Annotated in this window: 22 protein-coding genes, 1 rRNA gene and 1 pseudogene; 7 read left to right on the top strand and 17 right to left on the bottom strand. The window is 53.3% G+C overall.

Annotation, left to right across the window (positions count from 1 at the left end):
• Nucleotides 1–17: 17 nt before the first annotated feature.
• The 3 genes from G7Y43_RS09265 (at nt 18) to G7Y43_RS09255 (ending at nt 4,224) form a co-directional block, all read left to right on the top strand.
• Nucleotides 18–2,756, top strand: a complete 2,739-nt coding sequence (locus G7Y43_RS09265; RefSeq protein WP_165046128.1) for a molybdopterin-dependent oxidoreductase — start codon at nt 18–20, stop codon at nt 2,754–2,756.
• Nucleotides 2,746–3,351: a 4Fe-4S dicluster domain-containing protein gene (locus G7Y43_RS09260; RefSeq protein ID WP_165046127.1), complete on the top strand. Its 606-nt coding sequence runs from the start codon at nt 2,746–2,748 to the stop codon at nt 3,349–3,351. The genes G7Y43_RS09265 and G7Y43_RS09260 overlap by 11 nt, the downstream gene beginning before the upstream one ends.
• Nucleotides 3,352–3,474: 123 nt before the next feature.
• Nucleotides 3,475–4,224, top strand: a complete 750-nt coding sequence (locus G7Y43_RS09255) for a molecular chaperone (protein WP_165046126.1) — start codon at nt 3,475–3,477, stop codon at nt 4,222–4,224.
• A gap of 202 nt (nt 4,225–4,426) precedes the next feature.
• Here the strand turns inward: G7Y43_RS09255 and G7Y43_RS09250 are convergent, their stop codons facing one another.
• From G7Y43_RS09250 to G7Y43_RS09200, 11 genes are all read right to left on the bottom strand, one after another.
• Entirely contained in the window at nt 4,427–7,513 is a 3,087-nt protein-coding gene (locus tag G7Y43_RS09250) for a type I restriction endonuclease subunit R (RefSeq protein ID WP_165046125.1), read from the bottom strand.
• Nucleotides 7,513–8,844 (bottom strand): restriction endonuclease subunit S, encoded by a 1,332-nt coding sequence (locus tag G7Y43_RS09245; RefSeq protein ID WP_165046124.1) that lies wholly within the window; start codon nt 8,842–8,844, stop codon nt 7,513–7,515. Before G7Y43_RS09245 ends, G7Y43_RS09250 begins: the two co-directional genes overlap by 1 nt.
• 2 nt (nt 8,845–8,846) lie before the next feature.
• Entirely contained in the window at nt 8,847–9,971 is a 1,125-nt protein-coding gene (locus G7Y43_RS09240) for a YhcG family protein (protein WP_165046123.1), read from the bottom strand.
• A 1-nt stretch (nt 9,972) separates the two neighbouring features.
• Nucleotides 9,973–11,730, bottom strand: a complete 1,758-nt coding sequence (locus G7Y43_RS09235; protein WP_165046122.1) for a class I SAM-dependent DNA methyltransferase — start codon at nt 11,728–11,730, stop codon at nt 9,973–9,975.
• A 15-nt stretch (nt 11,731–11,745) separates the two neighbouring features.
• Nucleotides 11,746–11,949, bottom strand: a complete 204-nt coding sequence (locus G7Y43_RS09230; RefSeq protein ID WP_165046121.1) for a hypothetical protein — start codon at nt 11,947–11,949, stop codon at nt 11,746–11,748.
• 363 nt (nt 11,950–12,312) lie between these two features.
• Nucleotides 12,313–12,810: a flavodoxin domain-containing protein gene (locus G7Y43_RS09225; protein ID WP_165046120.1), complete on the bottom strand. Its 498-nt coding sequence runs from the start codon at nt 12,808–12,810 to the stop codon at nt 12,313–12,315.
• Nucleotides 12,788–13,285, bottom strand: coding sequence for a MarR family winged helix-turn-helix transcriptional regulator (locus G7Y43_RS09220; RefSeq protein ID WP_165046119.1), 498 nt, complete (start codon nt 13,283–13,285; stop codon nt 12,788–12,790). Before G7Y43_RS09220 ends, G7Y43_RS09225 begins: the two co-directional genes overlap by 23 nt.
• Before the next feature lie 117 nt (nt 13,286–13,402).
• Nucleotides 13,403–13,669, bottom strand: coding sequence for a hypothetical protein (locus G7Y43_RS09215; RefSeq protein ID WP_165046118.1), 267 nt, complete (start codon nt 13,667–13,669; stop codon nt 13,403–13,405).
• Nucleotides 13,670–13,917: 248 nt separating this feature from the next.
• A complete protein-coding gene (locus tag G7Y43_RS09210) occupies nt 13,918–14,349 on the bottom strand; it encodes a Fic family protein (RefSeq protein WP_165046117.1) in 432 nt (143 codons plus the stop codon).
• 342 nt (nt 14,350–14,691) lie between these two features.
• Nucleotides 14,692–15,495, bottom strand: coding sequence for a zeta toxin family protein (locus G7Y43_RS09205; protein ID WP_165046116.1), 804 nt, complete (start codon nt 15,493–15,495; stop codon nt 14,692–14,694).
• On the bottom strand, nt 15,495–16,064 hold the full coding sequence (locus G7Y43_RS09200) for a helix-turn-helix domain-containing protein (protein WP_165046115.1): 570 nt from the start codon (nt 16,062–16,064) through the stop codon (nt 15,495–15,497). Before G7Y43_RS09200 ends, G7Y43_RS09205 begins: the two co-directional genes overlap by 1 nt.
• 202 nt (nt 16,065–16,266) lie before the next feature.
• On the opposite strand from G7Y43_RS09200, the pseudogene G7Y43_RS10850 reads away from it, so the two are divergent.
• A pseudogene (locus G7Y43_RS10850) lies at nt 16,267–16,596 on the top strand (type II toxin-antitoxin system YafQ family toxin); the annotation flags it as partial.
• Nucleotides 16,597–16,701: 105 nt separating this feature from the next.
• The gene (locus G7Y43_RS09190) at nt 16,702–18,318 is read left to right on the top strand and encodes a hypothetical protein (RefSeq protein ID WP_165046114.1); all 1,617 of its coding nucleotides are present in this window, start codon (nt 16,702–16,704) and stop codon (nt 18,316–18,318) included.
• A 119-nt stretch (nt 18,319–18,437) separates the two neighbouring features.
• Here G7Y43_RS09190 and G7Y43_RS09185 read toward each other — a convergent pair whose 3' ends face one another.
• The 5 genes from G7Y43_RS09185 to G7Y43_RS09165 form a co-directional block, all read right to left on the bottom strand.
• Nucleotides 18,438–20,216 (bottom strand): AAA family ATPase, encoded by a 1,779-nt coding sequence (locus G7Y43_RS09185; RefSeq protein ID WP_165046113.1) that lies wholly within the window; start codon nt 20,214–20,216, stop codon nt 18,438–18,440.
• A 291-nt stretch (nt 20,217–20,507) separates the two neighbouring features.
• Nucleotides 20,508–21,833, bottom strand: a complete 1,326-nt coding sequence (locus tag G7Y43_RS09180; RefSeq protein WP_165046112.1) for a chloride channel protein — start codon at nt 21,831–21,833, stop codon at nt 20,508–20,510.
• Entirely contained in the window at nt 21,827–22,861 is a 1,035-nt protein-coding gene (locus tag G7Y43_RS09175; protein ID WP_165046111.1) for an ion transporter, read from the bottom strand. Before G7Y43_RS09175 ends, G7Y43_RS09180 begins: the two co-directional genes overlap by 7 nt.
• 3 nt (nt 22,862–22,864) lie before the next feature.
• Nucleotides 22,865–23,602, bottom strand: a complete 738-nt coding sequence (locus G7Y43_RS09170; RefSeq protein WP_165046110.1) for a methyltransferase domain-containing protein — start codon at nt 23,600–23,602, stop codon at nt 22,865–22,867.
• 21 nt (nt 23,603–23,623) lie between these two features.
• Entirely contained in the window at nt 23,624–24,487 is an 864-nt protein-coding gene (locus G7Y43_RS09165; protein ID WP_165046109.1) for a TIGR02452 family protein, read from the bottom strand.
• A gap of 353 nt (nt 24,488–24,840) precedes the next feature.
• On the opposite strand from G7Y43_RS09165, the gene G7Y43_RS09160 reads away from it, so the two are divergent.
• Nucleotides 24,841–25,446 carry a TIGR00730 family Rossman fold protein gene (locus G7Y43_RS09160; protein WP_165046108.1) on the top strand — a complete coding sequence of 202 codons (606 nt, stop codon included), beginning with the start codon at nt 24,841–24,843 and terminating at the stop codon, nt 25,444–25,446.
• Between the two features lie 17 nt (nt 25,447–25,463).
• Nucleotides 25,464–26,255 (top strand): class I SAM-dependent methyltransferase, encoded by a 792-nt coding sequence (locus G7Y43_RS09155; protein ID WP_165046107.1) that lies wholly within the window; start codon nt 25,464–25,466, stop codon nt 26,253–26,255.
• Nucleotides 26,256–26,414: 159 nt separating this feature from the next.
• On the opposite strand, the gene rrf is transcribed toward G7Y43_RS09155, so the two are convergent.
• Nucleotides 26,415–26,524: ribosomal RNA gene (rrf, locus tag G7Y43_RS09150) — 5S ribosomal RNA — on the bottom strand; the annotation flags it as partial.

Here is a 26,524-nt window from a genome sequence, read left to right as displayed (position 1 = left end):
AGGAGGAGGAAACGCGTATGAGTCAAGCTACGTTGACGCGCCGTAATTTTCTCATGGTGGCCGGAGCTGCGGCCGCCGCGTGCGCAGCGACGGGCTGTTCCAACATGGAGCAGCAAAAGCCGGCTGACACGGGTGCCGACCAATCAGGCGAAGAGGGGGTGGAAATTGTTCATTCCTCGTGCCGCGCATGTATCTCGAACTGCGGTGTACTGGTGCATGTGAAAAACGGACGCGTCGTCAAGATCGAAGGCGACCCGGTCGATCCCATGTCGAAGGGCCGCGTGTGCGCGAAGGGTTTGGCCGCCATTCAGGCGCTCTACAATCCCAATCGCATGAAGTACCCCATGAAACGCGTGGGAGAGCGCGGTGGTAACGAATGGGAGCGCATCTCCTGGAAAGAAGCCATCGACACCATCGCCGACAACCTCATGGAAATCTACGAGAAAGATCCCATGAAGCTTGTTATCTCCACAGGCGGCGGCGGAAACCCGCAGTTTTTCGGCTTGCACCGCTTCCTGCAGGCATTTGGCGGTGGTAACTTCTTCGAGCCAGGCTGCGCCCAGTGCTACCTGCCCCGCATGTGTACTCAGCCCATGCTCAACGGCTGCAACGACACATCTATCGCCGACTCTACCGTAGGCGAGATCTACTACACCGAAACGGTTCCCTCTTGCCTGGTCATGTGGGGCACCGACCCGTCGCAAAGCCACGTACCCTCCGGCGGGCGCGCCGTAAACGACCTTCGCATGAAGGGGATGAAGACCGTGGTCATCGACCCGCGCTTCACTCCCGACGCCGCCAAAGCCGATGTATGGCTACCCATTCGTCCTGGTACTGACGTAGCCATGACCAATGGCTGGACCCGCTACATCATCGAGAACAAACTCTATGATGAGGCATGGTGTGTGAAATGGACGAACCTGCCCTTCCTCATCAACGAGGAAACGATGTTGCTCTACCATGCTGACGAGCTGGGTATCGGCGAGGCAACTGACTACGTGGTATGGGACGCGAACACCAACGCACCTGCCGCCATGCCTTGGCCGCAAGACGACAGCATCGCTCCTGTACTCGACGGCGAATTCGAAGTGAACGGCAAGAAGAGCCGCACCGCATTCCGCGCCGTGTGGGACAACTGTGCCGAGTGGACGCTTGAGCACACTGCCGAAATCACCTGGTGCGAAGCGAACGCCATTGAGGAAGCCATTAAGCTCTATTGCGAAGGGTCACCTCACTCTGGCATCGGTCTGGGCGTGGCTACCGACCAGTACGCGCAGTCGGCCCAGGTGCCCGAGGGCGTAACCATCATCGAGTCGCTCATGGGTAACGCATGCCATCAGGGCAACACTATCCAGAGCCGCAAGAACCAGTCGCTCGGCACCTACTTCCTGTTCCCGTTCAACCTGTTCGGCCCCACACCGCTCTCGCCGACCGAGGAAGTAGTAAACCGCCGTCTGGGTATCATCGAGCACAAGGGCCTGAACTACTGGATGGCCTCGCACATCCCCACCATCATGGAGGCCATGAACACCGGCGAGCCCTATCAGCCCGAAATGTGGATCGACCGTTCCGGCAACAAGCTTGCCATGATCGGCGACGCGTCCACCTTCCTTGAGGCTATGAAGAAGATGAAGTTCATCGTGCACATGTATATGTATCCCACGACAACTTCTATCGAGCTTGCCGACATGATTCTGCCCACGGCCGAGTGGCTCGAAACTGCCTACGGTGCCGACCGCTGCAACGTTTGGCTTATCCGCCGCGACGTGGTTCATACTTTCGAGCACGTAGACGAAACGCTCATCTGGTCATGGATCGTGTCCGCTCTAGCCGACCGTGGTCACAAAGAGGCTCAGATGGCGTTTGACCCCAAGAACTGTGGTGCCGCCGGCCCCTACTGGAAGACCTACGACGAGTATAAGGGCTATCTGGCCGCATTCATGAGCAAGTCGTTCGGCGAAGAGTGGAGCTGGGACGAATGCTGCGAAAAGCTGCCGGCCGAGTTCATGCCTATGGAAGAGTGGATCACCTCAAGCTACGAAAGCTACGAGAAGGAGAACCCGGAAACAGGCCTGCCGACAGGCTTCGCCACCACCTCGCACCGCATGGAGCCCTATGCCGAAGCTATGACCATCACTGGCCGCACGGGTGGTCCGTCTGGTGCATCGTTCTGGGACAACTACGTGCTGCCCCCGGCCAGTGTTGACTATCTGCCGCTGCCACACTACGAAGAACCTGCAGAATCACCGCTTACCGACACCGAGTTCCCCTACGTGCTCACCGAGGGTCGCGTGCCAATGTATCACCACGGCACGCTGCGCAACGTTCCTTGGATGCGCGAGATGTACCCCGTGCCGCAGACCTGGGTGAATCCGGTGACGGCCGCCGAGATCGGCGTGGAAGAAGGCGACTGGTGCTTCGTTGAAAGCCGCCGCGGCAAGATTCAGGGCCGCATTCACATCACCGAAGGCATCGCACCCAAAGTAATCTACCAAGAGCGCTTCTGGAACCCAGAGCTGCTTGACTCCGACGATCCGTCGCGTGCTTGGAAGGTTATGAATGTAAACATTCTGACCAAGAACGATAAGCCGTACAATCCGGAGTTCGGCACCTATACGCTACGCGGATTTACTGTGAAGGTGACGAAGGCCGACAGCGCGCCTGAGGGCGTGTGGACCGAGCCGAAGGAATTCACGCCGTGGCTGCCTGAGGTGACCGACGAAACGGGAGGAGGTTATGCCGTCTATGACGCGTAATGCTATTGTTGTCGACCTGAACCGCTGCATCGGCTGCTTCGGTTGCGAGGCGGCGTGCAAACAGGAGAACGACGTGCCCCTAGGGCAGTACTGGAGTCGCGTGACACCAGTAGGACCGAACGGCACCTTCCCCAATATCGAACAGTACTGGCTGCCCACCATGTGCCAGCAGTGCGCCGGCGCGCCGTGCGTGGAGGTGTGCCCAACCGGCGCTTCCTACCGCGACGAAGAAACGGGTATTGTACTCATCGATCAGGAGACCTGCATCGGTTGCGAGTCGTGCCTGAGCGCATGCCCCTATGGCGTGCGTGCCCTGAACGAGGCCGAGAGTGTGGTAGGAAAGTGCACGTTGTGTAAGCCCCTTACCGACAAGGGCGAGCTGCCCGCATGCGTGAAGGCCTGCTGTGGCGAGGCGCGTTTCTACGGCGACCTCGATGATCCTGAAAGCGATGCGTCTAAGGCCATCGCTGCCTACGACGAGGCAGATCGTCATCAACTAGCCGACACGGGTAATGGGCCGACTACGGTGTACCTGCTCTCGCCCAAGTATGCCACATGGGTAAGCGACGACGCAGTGCAGGTCAGCAACGTGTAAACTCCTAAGCAAAGCTTACACAAGGCCTGTGAGTAAGTAACGAAAAAGGGCGGCGGAGAAGGTGCTGTATCTCCGCCGCCTATTGTGCAAGTGATTATTTGCGAGCGAAAAGAAGGGTTTGTCATGGGGAATCACCTTACCTTTGTTGAGGATACCTCACGTGAGGACGCCCGTGCGTTTTTCGAGAACGCTCAAGCGTTTTATGCGCTGCTGAGTAGTATTTTTTATCTGGAACTAACCGAAGAACAGATAAATGGCTTGGCCGAAAGCGGATTCGACTATCCCGACGATGACACAGACATGGCCCACGCCTGTGCAGACATGCGTCGCTACCTGGCACGTCGCGGTGCGAATGCGCGGCAAGACCTGGCAGTTGACTACGCTCGTGTATTCCTTGCCGCCGGCGTATACGAAGGCGACACAGCAGTACCTTACGAAAGCGTGTACACCTCACCTGAAGGCATTATGATGCAGGACTCCCGCGACGATGTCGTGCGCATCTATGCGGAAAACGGCTTGGTTATCCCGCGCGATCTGAATGTGCCAGAAGACCACCTAGCTTTCGAATTGGAGTTCATGTCGCGAATGAGCGGACGTATCGCCGAGGCGATTCAGGCCGAGACCGAAGTCGAAGCCGACGCCGAGACCGAAGTCGAAGCCGACGCCGAGACTCCCTCCGCCGAAGCTCTAGCACGCACGCAGCTTGCGTTTATCGACGAGCATCTGCTGAACTGGGTGCCCGACCTGCTCAGCCGCGTGGAAACATGGGCTAAGCTGCCCTTCTATCCCGCCATCACCAAGATGACTCTGTGCTACATTCGTGAGAACCGTGCACTACTCGAAGAGCTTCTCGAACCTGCAAAAATCAGCTGAGCCGACAGAAGCCCTATCATAACAAACGGCAGCGGGTTTGGGACAACGGGGACAATACCCTACGTCCCCATTTTCCAACTTTAGTAAAGTTGATTTGACTAAAGTAGACTTTACTTACAGATACATGGCCACTATCCCCAGACGAAAACCCACAAATGAATCATCGAGGAAATGTAGGGAAACATCTCGCCTTTCCCTGCGTTTACGCTTGATTTTCGTTGCACTTTCGGTATACGAACGGCAGAAGGTTTTCGTTCAGGAACGTGCGATATCCGTTCGGATCGCGGCTAAATGCCTCGGCCATCTCGCCTCCCTCTGCAAGCAGGGCAAACAGTGCATCGGTCATGGCTGTGGTAAACACCGCCGCAAGGTCACTCATGGCATTGCTGCGCGCTTTGGCCACAAAAGAGCTGTCCTCCATAATCTTATCAGCGCAAGCGCGAATGATCTTGTCGGCATCTTGCCAGTTGGTGCCGAAACGTTCGTTCATTTGATCTACGAGCTTGGAAAGGTATTCCCGTTCCTCGTCGTGAACCGACGGAGTAGCGTTTGAGTTGTGCAATGTTGTGGCTTCAAGCTCAATAGACTTCGTGCCCTTGTTCTCAATGCGCAGATACTCCATCTCAACCTTGTCGCGCAAATCAACCGATCCGCCCGTGTCGATATAGAGCTTCTTCATAAGGTGCCCACCGAACACGAAGAAACGGTGCATATCTTCGTCAGAGAGCGCGATCATCTGTGTAATGAAGGAATACCCTTTCAAAAACTTCTTCAGGTAGGCCTTAAACAGGCGCTTATCGTCGTCTTCAAGCGCCTTCCAGCGATCCACCGGCGCAGAAAGCACGCCTTCTATCTGGCGCAACGCAACATCGTGGTTGCCTTCAGTAAACCAAATGTCGCTTACACGGTCTATTTCGGCCTCATCGTAAACATGGTAACCGTCGAGCTTCTGCCTAATGTCGTACACGACGTTTAGATCGGTAACGTTGTCGAGCTCGGTGGCTTCGTAGTAATCAGAGAAGGACGACTGTATGGTTTCCCAGTCGTTCGCGAAATCGAGCACATAGGTGCGCTTTTTGGGATAACACCGGTTCAGACGCGAGAGGGTTTGCACGGCAGCAACACCGGTAAGCGCCTTGTCCACATACATGGCCTCAAGTTTCGGCTGATCAAAGCCCGTTTGAAACTTGTTAGCACACACGAGTATCTGATAGTCGTCGGTGTCGAACCGCTCGGCTGTCTGCGAATCGGAAAACCCGTTGCACTTAGTCTCGGTCCATTCCTCATCGCCATCGGCAATGGTTCCAGAAAACGCCACCAGCGCCCCAAACCCAAAGCCGTTGTCCTTCATGTATGCGTTAATGGCGCGCCAGTAGCGAAGCGCCGCCGGACGCGAGCTGCAAACCACCATCGCCTTCGCGCGCCGCCCAAGGTCGCCCGCCACGTTTTCCGCAAAGTGCTCGACGATAATGGCTGCGCGCCTCTGAAGAACAAGCGGGTCACCCGTTACCAGCTTCATCAGCGCGCGGTTTGCCTTCGACTCCTTGTAGCGAGGGTCGTCTTGAATGGTTTTCGCCAGCTTGAAGTACGTGTCGTAAACCGTGTAGTTGTCCAGCACATCCAGGATAAAGCCTTCTTGTATTGCCTGTTTCATCGAATACAGGTGGAAGGGTTTTGGGTTCTCGCCGTTTTCGTCCTTCACGCCAAACACCTCGAGTGTTGCCGCCTTGGGCGTAGCGGTGAAGGCGAATATCGAAAGGTTCGGCAGCGTTCCCTGCGCGTTCAGCTCAACCAAAAGCTCGTCTTGCGCATCGAGGTCATTCGGGTCGGGAAGATCGGGCTCGGTAAGCGCAACCTTCATTTTGGCGTGCGCCTTGCCGGTTTGAGACGAATGGGCCTCGTCGATAATCACGGCGAATGTGCGCCCGGCAACCTTCGTCTCGTTGCAAATGTAGGGGAACTTTTGAATGGTTGACGTGATTATTTTTGCGCCTGAATTGAGTGCCTCGCGAAGCCCGGCCGAGCCATCTGCCTCGGTCACGCGCACCACCACACCGCGCTTGTGATCGATTGCCTCAACGTCGGCGGAAAGCTGCGAATCGAGGTTTCTGCGGTCGGTGAGCACCACAACGGTGTCGAACACGGGCTGGTTTTCGGCATTGTGCAGCGTAGACAAGTGATGCGCAAGCCACGCGATAGAATTCGACTTGCCCGATCCTGCTGAGTGCTGCACCAGGTAATTTTTCCCCGGGCCGTTTTCGCGCGCATCGGCAGTCAACGCGCGCACGGCATCAAGCTGATGGTAGCGCGGAAAGATAACCTTGGTCATGTACTTCGTTTCGGGGTTGTACACAATGCGCACGAACCGCTGCAGAATATCAAGAAGCGAATCGGGCGCCAAAACATCGCGATACAAGTATTCAGTGCGGTACCCCTTCGGGTTGGGTGGGTTACCGCCGCCGTTCTTTCCGTTTCCCCTGTTGAAGGGCAAAAAGACGGTTTTCTTCCCTGCAAGCCACGTGGTCATCTCCGCTGCTTCGGAATCAAGCGCGAAATGCACAATGGAGCGCCGGTTAGGTTTGAAAATGAGTTCCTTGGGGTCGCGGTCAATCGCGTACTGCTTGGCTGCATTTGCGGTGCGCTGCCCGGTGAGGTTATTCTTCAGCTCCAGCGTTACCACCGGAATGCCGTTTAAGAACAGCACTACGTCGATGGAATCGCGCCTGTTCGAATCCATGGTGCCATAACGCAGCTGGCGCACAACTTCGAAGCGATTGGCCTGGTATTTACGCACAAGTTCGGGATTGCGATCGGTTGCGGGCCTAAAGTAGCACAGCCGAAAAGACGCACCTGGGGCCATGCTGAAGCCATCGCGCAATTTGCGGATGAGGCCGTCTTGGTCCTGGTGCGGCTCCAGCACATCGTTTACGCGGGCAAGGAGGCGCGCTTCTGTTTTCGCGCCGTACAACTTTTCGATCTTCGCCCATTCGTCGGGCTGCGTTTCCTTTATGAAACTTATGAGCGAATGCGTTTTGAGTGCCAGTTTACGATCGTAGTCGTGCTGCCCCGCCAGCTGGTTGCCAGCCTCGCGCTCTTCGCGGAAAGTTCGCCATCCTGCGTTTTCAAGGAAGCGCTCAACGTCGTTTTCGAAGGCATGCTCGGACGTTTTACCGAACGGCTTGTACTCATAGAGATTGTCGCCATCTATGAACACGTCGCCTTCGCGCAGGTTGTCCGCCACGTCATGAGGAAGAGGTGTTGCTTCGAAAATTGTGTCGACACGTGCCATCATGCGACTCCTGGGACTTTGAACTTGCCGGTAACGGCTTCGGATATCAGGGACTTGCGATAGTCCTTTAGTAAAACGAGACCCTTTCTTTTTGTATTTATCAGGTCATCGATAATGCTCGTCTCCCTTGCCAAGACGGACTCTATCTCATTTTGCTCGCCCAATGGCGGTAAAGGTATCTTGAATGCTTTGACCTCAGGTAAACCTATTGTTGGAATCGTGGATCCCATACTGAGCTTTTCAAATTCTTGTGTCATCGAATGAAAAACATCGAGAAGAAATTCATTACTGAGTCGTTCTCCGCATTCGTAGGCCATAAAGTGTTGTGATACGGCTAATTCACAATCGGCTATTGCGCATAGTCCGACAGTTGCGTCCCTCGAAAGGAGAACACTTCCTTTTGGCAGCAATTCTGCAGATGAATTATCTATTCCTGCCTGGGTAGTTAAGGTACTACTGGAATCAATGTACCTCTGGAATCTAAGTTTAGGGCTGTCAGCAAGAGACACCCAGACAATATCGCCGTTCTCCCAATACGCTTGAATCTTTTTATCCGGCGTATGTCCGCTACGTCGTATTGCCACATGCGCCAATTTGGCGATTTCCCAATGTGCGGGGATTTCGCCGATCCATTCGATGCCGGAGTCTTTCATGGGGGCATCAGGGTCCAGCCCCTTAGTGACCGCTTCCGAAATGACCGCCTTGCGGTATTCCTCAAGCAGCTCGATGGACCTCTCGGTCTTCTCGATCAGCGAATCAATCTCAGCGGTCTTTTCATCAAGATAATCCGCAATAGCTTTCTGGTCGCTGACTGGGGGAAGACAGTAAAGGAAGTTGTTGAAATCTCTTTGATACAGATGAATAATCGAGGTGTTGCCTGAGTTAATGTCTCCGAACCAACCCCAAAACACCTCTGACTGAAGAATCCAAAATAGGTATTTCCTGTTTATTAAACTATCGACCTGTCGGATTAGCATAACGCCACTATTTAGTGAAGCCTCACAATCCAACCCTTTTGCCAAAGCTACCTTTCCAATTGTTCCATCCTTTGTAATCAGCAAATCATCTGGTAAAAGCTGTATTTGTGAAGCCTCTTTCCATCTTGTCTCTGTGATATGGGTGCACTTATTCCAGTCAATCTCACCCTTGTTAAAATCAACTCCGGTAACAAGATACGGCCCATCGTCGACATATTCATTAGAAGTGAGACCTTGCCAGCCGATTCTCCCTGCCAAGGAATTATCTTCTTTTAATCTGACTAACTTCCAATGAGCTGGGATTTCCCCAATCCACTCAATACCGGAGTCCTTGTAGCTTGCGTAGCGCTCCATGGCTATTCGCCCTTGCCGTTGGGGAGCTCGCCAGCGGCTTCGCGTTTGCGCCATTGCTCTTCTTCGACCTCTTCGCGGCCTTCTCTGAGCAGGGCGGCAAGCTCTTCCTCGGTCGGCAAATAGGTCATGTAGGTAGAGGCGAACAGGTTCTCCTTATCGGCGAGCACCGAGTATTTGGCTGTTGCCTCGCTCTTTTCCGTACACAGGATTATCCCGATGGGCGGGTTGTCGTCGGCGGGCTTGTACTTGTCTTCGAAGAGGCGCACGTAAAAGTCCATCTGGCCCACGTCCTGGTGCGTGAGCTTCTTGGTTTTTAAATCAATGAGCACAAAGCAGCGCGTCAGATAGTTGTAGAACACCAGGTCAACATAATAGTCGTCTTTGCCGTCGGTGATGCGCATCTGCCTGCCTACGAAGCAGAAGCCGCGCCCTAGTTCCAGCAAGAATTGCTGGAGCTTGTCCACCAAGGCACCTTCCAGCTGCGATTCAGAGAACTTGGCTCCCCGCGGTATTCCCAAAAACTCAAGGATGTAGGGGTCGCGCACGAAAGAGTCAGCTTTGGTGATCGGCTGCGTTTTCTGTATTTCGGCTGCGACCTCTTTCTTGTTGTCCTCGCCTTGGGTCAGGCGCAGTCGGTCGTAAAAGGAGGTGTTGATCTGGCGTTCCAGCTGCCTAACGCTCCAGCCAGATTCGGCTGCTTCGTTCATGTACCATAGGCGACGCTCTTCGTTCGACACGCGCATGAGCAGTCGGTAATGCGACCAACTCAATTCGCGACACAGTGTGTCGCGAATTGGAAAAACCTGATAGAACTGACGCATATTGCGCAGATTATCAGGCCTGAAGCCCTTCCCAAACTCTTCGGTAAGCTGCTTGGAGAGATATTTCAGCAACTGCTTCCCGTAGTCCGCGCGCTCTCCGATAGCATCGTTGATTTGCCTGCCTATCTCCCAATAGGCGCTCACCATCTCGAAGTTGACGGCGCGGCCGACGTTCTTTCGTGCTTGTTCGAGTACCTCCCTAATGTTCAAAAGAGTTTGCTCCTGAACATCATCAACTATGGCAAGAACCTGCTCGTTCTCGGCTAACTCATCCGGCGCAGTCAAATTCTCCCAATCGACACTCATGTTAGAACCCCGCTTTCTGCAGCTGCTCGGCAATGCTTGCTTCCAGTTCGCGAATTTCGCCAAGGATTTCTTGGCTGGGACGCAGCGGCGTGTACTCGTAGAAGTAGCGCGTGAAGGGAATCTCGTAGCCCACCTTGTCCTTCTTGCGATCCATCCAAGCATCGGGCGCGTAGGGCAGCACCTCGCGTTCGAAGTATTGCTGAATGTCCTGGCCAAGAGGGATATTCTCGGTGTCGCGCAAGCTGCTGTCGGGCTTCGACTTGCCCTTCTTGTCGGTCACGATTGCACCGGCGTCATCACGCAGGGGCCGCTCCACCGTGACGGTGGTGTAGCCGAAGTCGTCGTTAGTAAACACCTTGGATAGCTTCGGGTCCGCTTCCTCGAAGGCGTTGTAAAGTCCCACAATGTGTTTAATTTGCTCGTCGGTGAACTGCTTGCGCTTACTGCCTAAGCTTTTGCGCATCTTCGAGAAGATGCCGTTCGCGTTGATGAGCTGCACCTTCCCTTTGCGCTCACTGGCCTTCGCGTTCGTAATAACCCAAATGTAGGTGGCAATGCCCGTATTGAAAAAGAAATCGTTCGGCATAGCAACAATGGTTTCCACCAAGTCGCGCTCCAGCAGGTACCGGCGGATTTCGCTCTCGCCGCTTCCCGCCGCTCCCGTGAACAGCGGGCTTCCGTTCAGAAATACGGCAATGCGCCCGCCGCCATCTTCAGGCAGACGCATTTTCGACACCATGTGCTGAACAAACAGCAGCTGCCCGTCGGATATGCGCGGCAGGCCCGCACCGAAGCGGCCCGCGAAGCCCTTCTTTTCGTGTTCGTCCTTCACTTCTTCCCGCGACTTCTTCCACTCAACGCCATAGGGCGGGTTGGAAATCTGGTAGCCGAAAAGCTCGTCTGCCATGGTGTCGTTTGCCAGCGTGTCGCCAAAGTGGATGTTGTCCGACTTGCCGCCTTTCAAAATGGTGTCCGACTTGCAAATGGCGTAAGACTGCGGGTTGATTTCCTGCCCGTAGCCAATAATTTCCGCACGCGGGTTGAGTGCGCGCACGCGATCCTCGAATACGGCAATCGCCCCGCCCGTGCCGGCGCACGGGTCGCATACCTTTACGATGCGGTTCGGGACGGTCAGGTCGTCTTTTGCGCCAGCGATCAGCAGGTCGGCCGCAAGGGCAAGGCCGTCGCGCGGACTGAAGTGCTCACCGGCGGTTTCGTTACTGACCTCGCTGAACTTGCGGATGAGTTCCTCGTAGATGTCGCCCATGTCGGCGTTGGTTACCGATTCGGGGCTCAGGTCAACCCTGGGGTCGCAAAACCGCTTCGTCACCAGGTACAGCAGGTTCGCCTGATCGAGGTCTTTGATGACGTCGTATATTTTGAAGTTCTCCAAAATGTCTACGATCTCGGAGCTGAATGCGGCAATGTAGGTGGTGATGTTTTCCTTGATGTCGGCCTCTTCGTCGAGCAGGCTTTCCATGGTGAAATTCGACGTGTTGTAAAAATCGAGACCCGACGCTATCTTGAGCTGCCGGTCGCGATACGCGCGACGGTCATCTTCGCTCATTGCTGCCATGAAATCTGGGAGAGGTTTGGCAGCTTCAGCAAGAACTACTTGTTTGGTGGGTGCCAACACAACATCGAGGCGCCTGAGCACCGTAAACGGCAGGATGATGTCGCCGTATTCATGCTGCTTGAAGCTCGAGCGCAGAAGGTCGGCGGTTCCCCAAATGAAGCTTGATATGGCTGAATGGTTCATGCGTTTCGCCCTTCGTTATTCCTTTTCTACAAGCTGTTGGATCATGCCCTGCCGAATGAGCGCACTGAAGCTAATACCTCGCAGCGCTGCCGCTTCCTTGCTTGCATCTCGAAGATTCCTGGGAATGCGAATGGTTATCGCCACTTGATCGCCTTCGCTCAGGTACTTCTTCATGTCGGTATCGTCCGCGCCCGCCTTAATAAGATCCACGTACCCCATCGCCAGCCTCTTCTCTTTCAACAGACGAATGCAATATAAACGCAAGGCTCATTATAAGGGAATGCAGGCCTTCATACACGACAAAGACCACCGGGCACGGTTACGTACTGTTACGTACGGTTACTGCTCATGGATGGTTGGTTGCAAATCTTGCAAAAAAAGCCGAAAGATTCAAAAATTGCCTAAAATTGCAAAAGAGCGGGCGCGTCTGGCGCACGAAAAAAGACTCGCGGATTCACCAATCCGCGAGCTTTTCTTTGCGTCTTATTTCACACGTGTCGGTAGCGGCAATCAGAAAGAATGTTGCCAGAACCCCTATCGATATTCGTGCGGGATGAACCCGTGTTCTTCAGTGGCCCGACACTAGGATGCTTCTACATATTCCACCAAAGGCTCAAGCTGCGCCTTATCGGAATGATCAAACGATGTTCCCAGCATTTCAACCATGAAATCACCTTGGCGGGTGCGGTCGTTCTTTTTGGCCGTGGATTTCTTCACCGCTTTCAATATCATTCTTTGGGGCAACCCAAGCTTGTCAAAGCGGAAGCCACCCTCCAGGTAAAAGAGCGGGGTTTCTGCCAGGTTGTTCTGTTTTCGAATGTCCGCGATAACTTCTTCAAAAGGAGGGGTACAACCAACGGCGAATACGGCGGCAGGCGTTGCGACACCGCGCAGCTTATCTAGTCCCATAATCATGCCGCCCATAACCCAACCACCGAAAACAACTCGTTCATATGCGCGAAGCTCAGTCTCGTCGAGCTTTTTCAGCGAGACACAAGAACAACCCAAACGCTCGGACAGCTCGAATGCATACTGCTCGGTGAACCCAGTATTGGAGCTATAGACTACGATTGTCTTCATGTTCTTCCCCCTTTATCTTCTCAATGTTTCTAATGAGCTGCATAAACGTTTGAACCGTTGTACTAATCGCATCGTCGGGAATAGTTGCAAAAAGCTTCTGCATTGCCTGCTCGCTTGCCAATTCATACTGATTTCTGAAGCGCATGGCTTTCTCGGTTAGAACCAATCTTTGCTTACGCTTGTCTGTTGTGTCCTGCTGGAATTTCAGATATCCGGTTGACTCCAGTTTTGACAAAACCTGCTTCGCATTTTGATGCGAGCAGCCTAAAAGATTGGCCATATCCTTAATGGTGGGCGCTTCTGAAAACAGAGCAACACAGTTCATGGAAAAGACCTGCTTCCAGCTTAACTCTTCAAACAAGGCATCTGCCGTCGCCTGAAAACTGTTGTTGAAGCGACTGATCAAACCGATCAAAAAGTAGTTCTCCCCTATCTGTTCTGAACTGATCCCCGCAAAGCTGGTGTCTCTATCCATCCGTTTCTCCGCTTCTTATAATATGTAAGATATTACCTATAATGGCATTATACAAGATATTACCTTTAAGAACAACGAAGAAACGAGCGCATACGCAAGCTCGAAAAGAAATGGACACTACTCACAGGTCAGCCAAGGACAGGTCGCGTGCTCAGCTGCACGCAGATGAAGTTGGCAAAAAATGCGCGAAATGCGCGATTGAGCAAAGTTAGCCGTGGCTTCGGGAACTTTTTTCACGAAATGCGCGGTTTGAAGCGGAAAAACGGGCAAAACCGAGTCGGAAACGAGCGCCGCACTCACCTTCTTAAAAATGCCTTTACGTTTTCCCTGGTCAGAGGTGACCGCTGTTTTTCCAGAAGATTCGGCGAGCTTTACCGACTCCATCACATCGTACATTTCGTAAAAAAAGTTCCCGAAGCCACGGCTAACTTTGCTCAATCGCGCATTTCGTGAAAAAAGATCCAGAAGGTGAGGTTTTCTTGATTTGTTTTAGCGTCCTTGATTTCTTTTAGCGGTTTTGATTTGTTTTAGCGAGCTTGACTGAAGTCGCGCGCGGCAAAAGAGTAACCCGATGAAAAGATCTCCTTAAGAATTTGACATGGGGACAACGAACAACGGGGTCGTTTATTCACCTACACAAACTCCCAAGGAGCCCTTATAGTCTCATTTATAGTCTCAACTTGCGAAGAAAGCCCTTTGGCCTTCAAATGCAGATACCGATTCTTTATCTCGTTGTTCTCCCCCAAAAGCAAGTTGCGGAAGAATGCCTCCAAGAATGAAGCGTCCTCTCGAATGCCCGCTTGGATGTCAGCATAATTTGCACGCACGAGAGAATTTCGAAAAAACCAGGAATGAGCAGCGAAGAGGTCATTGTCCGCATCGAAACCGAGGGTTCGCAGGTACTTAATGGCAAATACTGCCGTTGTTCGCGTGTTGCCCTCACCGAAGGGATGCACTTGCCACACATTCGAAATGAATCGAGCAAGATGAGCAACAGCATCACGTTGCAAAAGAACAGTGTAGTCGAAGCTTCTTTCTTGTCCATGCCGCTGATTGTACCCCATCAATCAAGTCTTGTGCTGTTCGTGTGCTCCTGTATGGGTGAACCTGGGTGTCCGGATGCTCTGTGTTGCGTTTGTTGTGAGCTACGATAAGCAAACCTTCCCATCCGAAATCGAATGGGAAGGCAGAGGAAAGCATATAACGTACGGTGAGGATAACAGGAGCGGACAGCGAGGGACACTGATAATGCATGAGGTTTATGCTTTACAACGTTCGGCTGCTTGTATACCGGCTTGTCGGAAGTTAATGAGGATACTCTTGAGCGCACGGCGGTAAGCTGGTACCCGACTCTTGCGCTGGTTGTTGCTGTAATCTCGCTTGCTGCTCTTTTGGGCCGTAGTTTTCTACGGATCGTTATGCTTGTGTCCCCCGTTGCTCTTACGCTCTTGCAGCTGTTTTCGTTTCGCCTTCAGATACTCGTAGTGGCTTCGTTCATCAGGATTCCAGGAGCCGAACAGCACTTGTTCGAGTGCTTCACTTGCGGTGCCCGTAAGACCTTCGCGAGGGAAGATACACTCCTGCTTGCGAGTGTAGAGATAGATTTCCTCGAACAGGCCACTTCGCTCCAGGATGCGGAGATTGTTCGCAAGTTGATCGACTGTCTTGTTATGATGAGCTGGATCGGTGGCGCGGGGCATGGTTCCCGCCAGACGCATTTCCTCATAACGCAGCTGACAGCTGATAAGCGATATTTCCGGCTTCACTGCCATAAGGGCTAACGACACCTCATAACCTCGTTCACGCAGCAGCTTAGCCGACTTCATAGGAATCTCGGCTGTTCGCAGCGTTCCCTCAATGATGAGGTTATATCTCAAGCGCGAGAGATGTTCAACCAAAGCTTCTGTCATGCGTCCTGCCCAGGAAGCGGTATAGTTAATCGATGCATCACCGAAGGAGCTCTGTAGTTCACGAAAACGCGGATGTGCTGCGCGATACTCGTCTCCGTTGATAACAATCACGTTGTGTACGAATTCTTGCCGGTAGATCTGATGCAGCATTGTTTTCCCTGAACCACTCTGACCGCCGAGCAGAATTGCACGGGGATGAGCACTTGGTGCAACAGGTGCAGGCAGAAGAGCGGCTTTTATCTCAATTGCAAGCCGTCGCGAAAGCTCGTCTTCCGAGAATGAAGCCAAATCCTTCGTCATTACGCAGCTCTCCGCAAGGTGCGTGCACATAGCGATTGCAGGCAATCAAGCTCGCCGGTAATGCGCGTTAAATTATCGTGGTTCAGGTTTTCTATTGACGCGATGGTCGGCTTAAGAAGAGACAGCTGTACGAGCATATCTTCCCATACAAGAGCAAGGGCCTTATTCCCTTCGCTTTCCGCTTTAAGCTGGCCGTTGATGATATCGCCGAGAATTGCGGCCGCCTTCTCGTTCAGTACTTCTTGCTGAAGGGTGAGTTCGTAGATGTCGTTTATACCCATAACGTTGCCTTCCTTGTTAAAGGTTATTTCTGCGTAAATGACTTTCTCTATGTTGGCACGCTGCTTGGCGCTAAGCACCTCTCCGTCGCGCTCTAGGCAACCGGCCATAAATGCGGGTATTTCTGCTGCTCGAATAAGATTGGCGTTGGCCTTGGTCGGCTTGGTGCCGTTTTCGTAGCGGGCAATGCTTGCAGGCCCAATACCAAGAATGCGGGCAAATGCCTGTTGAGACAAACCATAGCGCTTTCTTATATCCCTAATTCTCTGAGGTGTAATGTCATCAGTCATAGAAAACCTCTCAAATGATGGAGTATTGTCCTAATACTACCATCATTTGAGTTAACAATTCTGACACGATCCATTGAATTTCGTGGTTTATCAGCCGAAAAGCCAGCGCGGTTTAAGACTGCTACCAGCATGATCGCGTCCCTTGAGGAATAGTATGCTGAGTGTCGAGTACAGTTCTCGGCTCAAATAAGACTACAAGCGGTGCAAGAAGAAGCACCTGCCCATGGTTGAACTGCACAGCGTGATAGAGCTTGTAGCGGAAAATTTCGAGGAATCTCTTGGAGAACTACGGCGACACCACAACATGCACACCCTACAGGGAAAATGGAAGGGTCGCTGTGAATGTCATGTTGCAAATGCAGGTGACTGGCTTGTGCGTCCCCGTTGTCCCTGTTGTACGTCATATGCCTACCCCACCTCCCCATTCGACTTCGGATGGGGAGGCTTGTTTATAGCACTTCACAACAAACGCGACGCACAGTCACGTTCCCATCATCAACTCAAACGACCCTCGAGTGTCATCGCCACGTGAAGACAGATGTGAGAAAATGTCTGCGTTTTGATACAGGGTGGGGATGCGCTTAGCAATTTAACTCGCCTGTTTTGATACAGATACACAAGAGAAGGATGGCTGATCTTGAACGGCGAACGTGACAATGAAACAATCGGGAAAAAGATCGTTGTCGAGCAATCCTTTATCAAAGATGCACGCGACTACTTCATCAAGGCAATCATTGCCGTTGCTGCGCTGACACTTATCGGCAAGTTTGCTCCCAATTTTCCATCTTTTTCATTCCCTTTCATCTTCTTAGCCTATGCACTTCCTTCGACAATAGGCGCAATGTACTACGTCGTAACTAATCGTTTTCACAGGCAGCTCCGATTCAACGAGAAAGGCAAGCTATCGAGTTTTAACAGAAAATGGTTCGTGTGGCTCCTGGGCTTTTTTATCTTCTTTCTCTTCTCAGGTTTCTTCTTTGTTTTGGAAGCCCCCGAATGGGACAATCTTGAATGGCTGCTCGTTTGGCTTGCCGTGCCTTTCTATTACATAGTTTTCTTGTTTGCACAACGTGCAGCAAAGAAAGAGCTTGCCCCGAAGTTTTATAAGGCGAGCGCCATAAAATGGAGCTTTTTCATAACGGTCATCGTGCTCTCCATCATTTATGCGTTCATGCCGGTACAAGCACCTTGGGGCGACAGTGCAACTCTCGAGGAAGCCCTGCGCAACCCTCTTAGGGAGTTTGATATTTCCTCATGCGCATTATTAAACGAGGCCGACAAGCTTTCGTCTTTCACCGACACTCTGGTTACCTACGGCTTGAATCAAATTGCAGTAGGATCCTTGGCAATCGCTATAGTCGTTCGCTTTGTCCTATGTTTATCCGTCTTCCTAGGCTTAGTGAACATTTTTAGCTTTTGCCTTCTCAACTGGCGAGAAGCGAAAAGTGTGTTCCAACTGCTTCCAGTAGACGAGCAAGAATATGCTAACAACAGCCAACCGACGATGAAAAGGTACTTTCTGGTAATCGCCGGAATATGGCTTGTTTTGGCGCTTCTCTTCTTAGGATTCGAATACGAAATCTCAAAGGCTACTGCAGTAGCTGAAGCTACAAACGAACATACAGCCGTTGACAAATTCATTGACAGCAAACGTGATCAAATCGTCACTATAGCCGACGCAATAGACGACGATGAGGAACGCCAAAGAACAAATGATAAGTACAAAGAAGAACTCGATAACCTCACTCAGGACAAGAAATACCTGGAAGATCTGATCGAAGATTATTACGGTCAGTGCATCAACAACCTCGATTTCTATCTCGACTGGTATGACAGCTTCCCGGGCGGAATCGCCAAGGCCATCAGACCCCTCGGAGAGCGATGGGCGCTCGATAAGTTCAACGAACTCGTGATAGACCCGGTTGACAAGTCTGAACTCGAAGCCAAGTATCCCCCATACGTTGACAAACTCGAACAACTTCGTAAAGAGTACTGGTCAGAGATAAGCTCCGGTTCCGATACTCTATTTGAGACACCCGGATCAAACGAACCACACAAAACAGAAGATTCGCTCGAACTTTGGGAGTGTCTGAACAGTGAAAACGAAACTATTACCGTAAACGAGAAATTACTGAACACCGACAAGGGCACTGACCGGAAGGTCCATAAAGACAAGCTCATCGAGATGATTAACCAAGAGAAGATGCGAATGCTTGAGCCACTGAACGACCAAGCGGATGAAAACAACGCCTAAAGCCACGCGCTTTCCACCGCTTTAAGTTGACCTGCTACGTTATCTCATATTAGAAACAGCAGGGGTTGAGAATGTTGGCAATGTGCTTCACGGGTTATCGGAAGCGGTTCTGCTGCTTTCTAGTGTGTGCGGCATGCGCAGGCAACGCGCTTGTCTGAAAAAGCGATACCCCACTTCAGTACGCCGGCTGTGCCAGTTTCTGCCCCCGACTCGTACACATGCTCGTCAATTTGGGAAAGTGCTGTTTCGGCTAACGTATCGAGCGCGCAGTCTTTGGAAGTAGCGGGTCGAGTCCACTTAATTTCCAGCGTAATAAGCGGGTCGCGATCGGCATTAAGGGGCGCAACTCGCACATCGAAGCGCCCGTGCCCTGCTTCACGATTCGACACCGGATCGCAATACCCCGACATGCCGAAGAGAAGCCCCAGCATGAGCATATGGTACGACGTCTCGCAAGTAAGGTCATGATAGCTGGCGTTATCTGACAGGATGCATTCCAGCTCAAAGGTCAGTGCATCCGCATCCCCGTTCGCAAAGGCGAAATGCAGGCTGCGCAACCGTCGACGCCCGCCTGCTACCCGTGAGAATCGCTCCACAACTTCACTTCGATAAAGCTGCGCGACTTCCCTGTTCGGTATGCGCAAAGCACGCACGCAATTGGTACTATTGGGGAAATCAGTATCGTCTGTCGTAAGGTAGCCAGCAAGATACAACATACTCCAAAGCGCTTCGTGTTTGATGCCGATATCGGGAAATACCACTGAGGTGTCCAGCGGCTCGAAAACAACACCGCCGGGTTCCAGAAGGCGGTAAAGGTCAGACATTGTCTCGTTGCTGCCATCGCGGATCATGTCGCCAAGCACACCATTTCCCGAGGTATTTCCCCAGTACACATCGGCAACGCATCCACTTTTGAAGTAATTGAGCGCACTCCATGGGTTGTATACATCCACCGAGCCGAAGCGGTAGCCGTCATACCATTGGCGCGCCTCACTCAAACCGCCTTCGCTTCCCAAATACTCCGCGAGCGCCTCGATTTCTTCCTGTGTGAACCCGTAGCGCTCTTCCGACGCCACCGAAAGCGAGGTGTTCACAGTAAGGTTGTTCAGATCAGAAAAGATAGATTCTTTCGAGATGCGTTGTACCCCCGTGAGCACGCCGAAGACCAATGCGGGATTATCCTTCAATGCGCCTGTAAGTAACCTCTTAAGAAACGACACCACCTCGTCGTAGTAACCATGGGTGTAGCCAGCCATAACCGGCGCATCGTACTCGTCAATCAGAACCACGGTACCACGACCGTGATAAGCCGACAACAAACGTGTAAGAATGAGAAGCGATGAGGAAAACTCCTCATCAGAGGCCCTTCTCTCTGCAATACGTGTGAACACTTCCCGATCGCTCGGATTAAGGGAGCCGTCATCGAGCAGGTAGTAGTGTCTTCCATACTCAGCAACTACGCTCTCACGAATCATACCTTTTGCACTTGGCCAATCGAGTCCCTTTGCGTTGTTGAATGACAATCTCACCACAGGATAAGCGGCGTGATCACGCTGGTAGCGGCCTTCTTCGACATCCCAAATGGTAAGACCGCGGAACAGAGGCTTGGTGTCTATTGCAAACGGATCGCTCACCGACGGAATTTCAAGAAACGACTGGAGCATGCTGAGATTGAGCGATTTGCCGAACCGCCGCGGACGGCAAAACAGCGTAATGGCACCGGGCTGCGATAACACGTCGGCAATGAGCAGTGTTTTGTCGATGAAAACCGAATGCTCGGCTACCATGGGAAACACGCTCACGCCAACAGGTAGACGCTTGCACCCTGCCAAGTCGGAAATGCGCACATGGCCCTTGCGAAACACACCGTTTTCGTACACGCCCGCACTGCTTGCCATGGACACCACCTTTCAGTTGCCAGTCTTTGCCGATTATACGCCAAGGCAAGCGAAGAACAGAGCCACCTGCTTCATTGTTTATGGTGCTACGGTCGAAGCCGTAACTACCCATGGGCTAGCTAGCTACAAGGGAAAATTAAGAAAATGAAACAGTCTCTTAATGCACTGCGCTGCTACTTTCAAGTTTAGCGATCTCTTATCCCGAGAAAAGCAGAATTGTCCGCGAAAGAGATTGCGAGGTAACAGACGAGGACAACGAGATCAGTCACACCTGACGAGCTGCCGCTTCTCTTACCCCTCAAGCATATCGGGTGTGTCGGACGCCTTCGCCTTGGATCCTTTTGCCTTGAGGCCCTTTGCTTTGCGCTCCTTTTTTGCAACCCAACCTGCTGGAACAGGAATCGCCGAGCCGATCACCGCAGCGATCAGCATCACAAACACCCCTTTCACAGGGAAGCACATGAACAGCAGCAAAACCGCCATTAACGGCTGGCGCATCATCATACCGAGTGCACCAGCGGTGCATGCACACAGGCAGAACACAGGGTTTGCCCCCGTAATCAAGGCAATACCGTAACCAAGCGATACGCCGCAGAAAATCACCGGGAAGAAGGCCCCGTCGCCGCGCCAGCCAAGCTTCAAGCAGAATTGCAGCGTGAACGGCTTCAGGAGCGCAGTCGCAATCAGAGCAACGGCACCGATGGTTGTCCATGTTGTCTGTAATTCCTCAGCCTGAATTTCACCAGCGAACATGGTGTACGGCAAAACCATGCCTAGACACCCCAAAAACAGCCCAGCCACCAGCGCCTTCACAATAGGACGATCCCCCATCGCACGCGACGTGCGCCCAGCGAGAGCGCCGGCAGCATGATACAACCACCCAACGCAAGCGCCGGCAAGCGCGCACGGCACCAGCAGCGCAAACTCAAAGCCTCCCATACTAATTCCCGAAAAACGCGGCAGACCGCCCATTCCTCCTAACAGGTAGCCAAGCCCCATCATTGTGCCCACGGCACTAGCGATAGCAATCAGGTACACCGCCATCTTAAGAGGCTTAGGCGCCAACACAGGTTCGTCCTCAACAGGCCCTTCGGCACTACCGAACACAGGAACAGCAAGACCGAACAGCGGCGCGTCGAACGTTGCCGTAAGCACAGCAGCAATACCTACCGACGAAAGTTCGCGGAATTCCTTGCCAAGGAACTTCAGACGGTCGCCCACCCACGTGCAAAGACCTGCGATAACGCCGGTCAGTCCCGCTTCCGGGCCAAGGCTGCCGCCAAATAGAAGCGGAATGAGCGCCCCCACAAACCCCACGCCCATGTTGCCGTACTCATAACGGCCGGTTGCCTTTACCTCGGCCATAACCTCATCCATTTCCCGGGGTTGACCCGGGAAACGCTTTTGGAAAAGGCCGACGACAAGCCCGCCCACCAAACACACAGCCAGCGGCCACCACACCTGCCCAGGACAAACAGCATTCGGCAACGTATCCCAAACCAAAGCGATACCGTTGTTCATCAGGAAGAAGAACACCCAGCACACGGCACCAGCCACCGCTCCGAGCATAATCGTGACAAGAATGTAGATGGTTCTCTTTGCGATACGATTTAGCATTGAAAGTCCTGTTCAGAAGTAGAATTATGAGACTGTTTCACAGCCTTTCCCTCAAACATGTGTGCGCTGACATCCCGTTTAGAATCAAGCTCGCCAGCACCATCAGAGTTCCCGGCGCGCTCAGCACCACCGGCCACCCCAGCACATTCGCCGATCCCAACGTCCCCAACCTTACTGACGTTTTCGGAAGACTCATCACGCACGGCAGAAGCTGAAGCATCGGTAAGCGCATCACGCACCTCGTGCTCTTCTTGATCGTCGCGTGTACGAAACTCCGCAACGAACCCCGCAGAGAAAATGCCCGCAGGAATGGCAACTACCCCAATGGACAGCGCCATAACCACAACGCCAATCAGACGACCCAGCGGTGTTATCGGCGCAAGGTCACCATAACCCGTGGTTGTCATAGTCGTCATCGCCCAGTACAAGCCGGTAAAAACGCTATCGAACTGCTCGGGCTGCACAGCATGCTCGGCCTCGTACATGAGAACGCTCGATGCAACCCACAAAAGCCCCATCACCATGAACGCCGCAATCAGTTCGCGAGAACACTTCGCAACCACCCGCCCTATGGTTTTCATGCCCAGCATGTAGCGAGTCAGCTTAATCAGTCTCACCAAGCGAATAACGCGAACGGCATCGCTGAGCGCTGCCAGTTCGGGATGAGCCCACACGAGAAGCATGGGCAGAAACGACAGCAGGTCGATGATTCCCATAAGCGAACGCGCATAACGAACACGCGAGCGAACAGCACCGTATTCCGGATAAGCTATATCAGCTGTCCATAAGCGCAAAACGTACTCCACGCCAAAGAGAGCTGTTGACGCAACGCTGAGTGCGAGCACAAACGAGCGCTCTAACCCCGAACCCGCATCTTCAGGAACCCCAACCAATAGCGCATTAGCCGCTATCAGAATAAGCAGCGCACCGCCGAACACCCGAAACCAACCGTGTGCGCGCGGCAAGTCGTTCAGCGCAACGTACATGAGCTGCTTCAAAGAAGCGCTTTGTTCGAAGGCAGTACCCATCACTTAGCACCTCGCGTGAATTACAACCGCTTCGTAGCGTACAGCCTCATCATTCGAGACGGTTGCCGCCGTATGATCTGGCGTGCAACCGCGCGCCGGATCAACTTCGCACGATTCAACCACATCGATTACCTTAAAATCCGCCTCGCGCAACCAACGAAATACCTCGTCTGCCGTGCGCGCAGCTTGAATACTGTTACCAAGACTGCGGGCACGCGCCACAATCGCCTCGCGATCAGACACGACACCTTCCCCAGTCACCGCAAACACCGTCTCCATCACCAGCAACCCGCCAGGAACAAGCGCGCGAAAGAGCTCAAAGATGGCGCGCCTCTGATCGAAGAAAAGCGTGACACTGCTGTTCACGTACGCCACGTCAACCGAAGCGTCTATCACACCCGCCGAGCGAAGGTCTTCCGGGAAGCCTTGGCGAAACTCCATGTTTGACTTCACGTACCCACTGCGCTCAAGCGCGGCCGACGCACCCGCGCGCGCACTGTCGAGGCGATGCGAATCCCAATCGACTCCAATCACCCAGCCATCAGGCCCTACGAGCTCACTGAGCTTGTAGACGCCCTTCCCCTTCCGGCACGCAACATCCAGTACGCGCTTACCACGAAGCTCGTCGACGGGAAGCACCATGCGACACGCACTCGCAAAGCCGCCTTCCACAGGCAAGCTTTCGTAGTAGCTTTTCAACTCTTGCTCGCTTGGTTTTTGCCGATTCAGTTCCTCTGCCATAGCCTCCCCTTCCAGCTTCGTCTAGCGCAAGGTAACCCCTTCGGGAAGCTCGATAGTCGACACATCGAACTCATCATCGTCTTCTTCGTCGGTACGCTCGACTGCGGCAGACTTGTCTTCTTCGACCTCATGCGAACCGAAAACATCGTTAAAGGCATCAAAGTGAACACGCGGAACTGCGAATACTACACGGGCGATCGCGCCAGGATGCTGTTCCATCCACGCGCGGAACAACTCAACAACGCGCGACGCTTCATACCCAAGACGCCCGCAACCGAACGCGCCACACGCTAAGGTTTCACAGTTATTTGCAGCGGCTATGCGAAGCAAAGCCTCCACACGGTTTGCGATGGCCTGATCACATTCCTGCTCCGATCGATGATTCTCGATAGCACGAGCACGCAGCGGCTCGGCGATCGCAATCACATCGACATTGCGAACCTCGCCACCAAGAGAGAACGCCACATTCGGCAAGTATGCAGCACGATCCGTGAACAGCTGCCCGCACCGATAGCTGCGATTCGCATCATGATACAAAGACTTGATGCCGCACAGAACCTGATACAAATTACTCTGCGAACACAACACTTGCTCGGGGCCGAACGCACCGTCCTCGTACGCGCCGCCAGGTCGGGTGAACGCCGCCGGATCAACAACAACCGTCTTCCCCTTCCCTTCACGGTAAACCGCATCGACAGCGAAGCTCGTCGTCACCACAACCTCAGTGGCGTCATTATCAGCCTCCGGCACCGCGAGTTCACGGCCTTCGCCATCTTCGTAGATCACCGCTGCGGAAACCGTCGCTTCCGTATCGCTTGCAAACGCACCTCTCATCAACGCGCTGTGCTTGGCCGCTTGAGCCTTCCGCTCGTCCCTATCCGCCATAACGCCTCCCGACAATCATCGTTCACGCATTTTAGAACCGCACACCATAATAGCGGAACGAGCGGGCACAACGACCCAAATCTCGCCTTTCCGGCGCTACGCACCAGCAAGGGACGCACTCACCCGCGCCCTACCCAAGCAATGCGTCGCCCGAGCCTGCGCAACCCGCGCGCTGCGCCGCCTGCATCCTGCGCCACACCCGTCCCAAACTCCAGCCCCCAGCTCTCCTCTCGCTTGCGTCTTCCGCTTTCACGAAGGCTGTCACAAGACTCGCGTATAATGGGCCTGATCCAATGCCATAGAGTTATACAGAAGCACCGCCGCATCAAAGGGTCACACCGAAGGAGACAACAATGAACATAACCGTATACTGCGGTTCAAACCCAGGAAAGGATCCTCTCTTCATACAGGCCGCCCATGATCTCGGAACCTGGATAGCGAACGCTGGCCATGCACTCGTGTATGGAGGAAGCTCGATTGGGCTGATGGGGGCCGTCTCACAGGCCACAATCGATGCGGGAGGCCAGGTTTACGGAGTGGAGCCGCAATTCTTCATTGATGCCGGAGTAGCGCAGCACGACCTAACCGAGCTATACGTGGTCCAAACCATGAGTGAGCGAAAAGAGAAGATGATCGAGCTCGGCGATGCGTTCGTCGCCCTTCCCGGCGGCGTGGGAACCTTAGAGGAAATATCGGAAATTACATCGCGCATACGACTCGGTATGAACCCTTCCGAATGCTACTTCCTCAACATCGACGGCTTCTACAACCCCTTGCAGATGCTCCTTTGCGAAATGCACGAACAGGGATTCCTCGATCAGATCGACCTCGACCGCATCCATTTCCCCAAAAACCTTGAGCAGCTCGCTACCCTTATCGAACACGCGCGACTCAATCCAGCTCCAAACATCGCTTCTGCAACAGAGCTCCACACCCCTGTTGTAAGCATCGCCAGCTAGATAAGGAAACGTGCTGCATGAGCGCCGATGATGAAAACATCAATGAGACAAGTGACCACGCGCGCATAACCATTTACCGTGATGTAAACGCTGACGAAAGCGCTCTTATCACGCTTGCCCAACAGCTTCATGCACGCATCGCGAATAGAGGTGAGCAAAATAATCAAACCAGCACGCCATCGCTTATTTTCGACGCCGAAGGTCTTACGCTTATAAGCGGTTCCTTGCGGGTACGCGGCGACTTCACCCGCATGATTCCCCGCATCAAGCAGAAAAACCTCCATCGTGAACTACTGGTAAAAGTAGCGAAAATCAGGCATATAAACGGAACTCCAACTGCCATCGATGCAACGGCAGGTCTTGGAGAAGACGCGCTGCTACTTGCCGCTGTAGGCTTCACGGTGCATCTATTCGAACGCGATCCCATAATAGCTGCGCTGTTACACGACGCCCTGCGGCGTGCCGAGAAGATAGACGAACTCGCCAACATCGTTGCACGAATGACTCTTACAAAAGGCGACAGTATAGAAGCTCTCAATCAACAAGAAGACACAGTTGACGTGATTCTGCTCGATCCAATGTTTCCCACCAAACGGAAAAGCGCACAAACGAAGAAGAAACTCCAGCTCATTCAACAACTCGAACATCCCTGTGAAGACGAGAGTGGCCTCTTGCGCGCTGCCATCGGCGCCAGGCCGCACAAGATAGTAATTAAGCGCCCTATCAAGGGGCCATATCTAGCGGGTGTGAAACCCAGCTATTCTCTTGAAGGGAAAACTATCCGCTACGACTGCATCGTTGTCAGATAAGCCACCAGGCAATTAACCCTTCCGGGTAGCCTAGCACACATGTGCCCCGCCACGCACGTCTAAGCAAGCAAAAGGCCCCGCACGATACGGGGCCTTGTTTGTTGTTGTGGGATGAGGGCTAAACGCACATGTGGCACTAAAACACACATGTGCCCCCCGCGAGCGCGGCACCCTATCCTCCCACGGGCTTGCCCCGCAGTACTTTCGGCGATGGCGGGCTTAACTACCGAGTTCGGAACGGTATCGGGTGTGTCCCCGCCTCCATGGCC

The organism is Adlercreutzia sp. ZJ138 (assembly GCF_011038935.1).
Lineage (GTDB): Bacteria > Actinomycetota > Coriobacteriia > Coriobacteriales > Eggerthellaceae > ZJ141.
Note: the sequence above shows the minus strand (reverse complement) of the source record. Positions and strands in the feature narration are given on the sequence as shown.

What these genes read in the sequence shown, in the direction of transcription:
- G7Y43_RS09260 (WP_165046127.1), top strand. Translation starts at nt 2,746, where the DNA reads ATGACGCGTAATGCTATTGTTGTCGACCTGAACCGCTGCATCGGCTGC.
- G7Y43_RS09220 (WP_165046119.1), bottom strand. Translation starts at nt 13,285, where the DNA reads ATGGATAGAGACACCAGCTTTGCGGGGATCAGTTCAGAACAGATAGGG.
- G7Y43_RS09200 (WP_165046115.1), bottom strand. Translation starts at nt 16,064, where the DNA reads ATGACTGATGACATTACACCTCAGAGAATTAGGGATATAAGAAAGCGC.
- G7Y43_RS09235 (WP_165046122.1), bottom strand. Translation starts at nt 11,730, where the DNA reads ATGAACCATTCAGCCATATCAAGCTTCATTTGGGGAACCGCCGACCTT.
- G7Y43_RS09240 (WP_165046123.1), bottom strand. Translation starts at nt 9,971, where the DNA reads ATGAGTGTCGATTGGGAGAATTTGACTGCGCCGGATGAGTTAGCCGAG.
- G7Y43_RS09230 (WP_165046121.1), bottom strand. Translation starts at nt 11,949, where the DNA reads ATGGGGTACGTGGATCTTATTAAGGCGGGCGCGGACGATACCGACATG.
- G7Y43_RS09210 (WP_165046117.1), bottom strand. Translation starts at nt 14,349, where the DNA reads ATGGGGTACAATCAGCGGCATGGACAAGAAAGAAGCTTCGACTACACT.
- G7Y43_RS09225 (WP_165046120.1), bottom strand. Translation starts at nt 12,810, where the DNA reads ATGAAGACAATCGTAGTCTATAGCTCCAATACTGGGTTCACCGAGCAG.
- G7Y43_RS09170 (WP_165046110.1), bottom strand. Translation starts at nt 23,602, where the DNA reads ATGGCAGAGGAACTGAATCGGCAAAAACCAAGCGAGCAAGAGTTGAAA.
- G7Y43_RS09165 (WP_165046109.1), bottom strand. Translation starts at nt 24,487, where the DNA reads ATGGCGGATAGGGACGAGCGGAAGGCTCAAGCGGCCAAGCACAGCGCG.
- G7Y43_RS09215 (WP_165046118.1), bottom strand. Translation starts at nt 13,669, where the DNA reads ATGGAGTCGGTAAAGCTCGCCGAATCTTCTGGAAAAACAGCGGTCACC.
- G7Y43_RS09175 (WP_165046111.1), bottom strand. Translation starts at nt 22,861, where the DNA reads ATGGGTACTGCCTTCGAACAAAGCGCTTCTTTGAAGCAGCTCATGTAC.
- G7Y43_RS09250 (WP_165046125.1), bottom strand. Translation starts at nt 7,513, where the DNA reads ATGGCACGTGTCGACACAATTTTCGAAGCAACACCTCTTCCTCATGAC.
- G7Y43_RS09185 (WP_165046113.1), bottom strand. Translation starts at nt 20,216, where the DNA reads ATGGCAAGCAGTGCGGGCGTGTACGAAAACGGTGTGTTTCGCAAGGGC.
- G7Y43_RS09180 (WP_165046112.1), bottom strand. Translation starts at nt 21,833, where the DNA reads ATGCTAAATCGTATCGCAAAGAGAACCATCTACATTCTTGTCACGATT.
- G7Y43_RS09245 (WP_165046124.1), bottom strand. Translation starts at nt 8,844, where the DNA reads ATGGAGCGCTACGCAAGCTACAAGGACTCCGGTATTGAGTGGATTGGG.
- G7Y43_RS09255 (WP_165046126.1), top strand. Translation starts at nt 3,475, where the DNA reads ATGGGGAATCACCTTACCTTTGTTGAGGATACCTCACGTGAGGACGCC.
- G7Y43_RS09265 (WP_165046128.1), top strand. Translation starts at nt 18, where the DNA reads ATGAGTCAAGCTACGTTGACGCGCCGTAATTTTCTCATGGTGGCCGGA.
- G7Y43_RS09155 (WP_165046107.1), top strand. Translation starts at nt 25,464, where the DNA reads ATGAGCGCCGATGATGAAAACATCAATGAGACAAGTGACCACGCGCGC.
- G7Y43_RS09205 (WP_165046116.1), bottom strand. Translation starts at nt 15,495, where the DNA reads ATGACGAAGGATTTGGCTTCATTCTCGGAAGACGAGCTTTCGCGACGG.
- G7Y43_RS09160 (WP_165046108.1), top strand. Translation starts at nt 24,841, where the DNA reads ATGAACATAACCGTATACTGCGGTTCAAACCCAGGAAAGGATCCTCTC.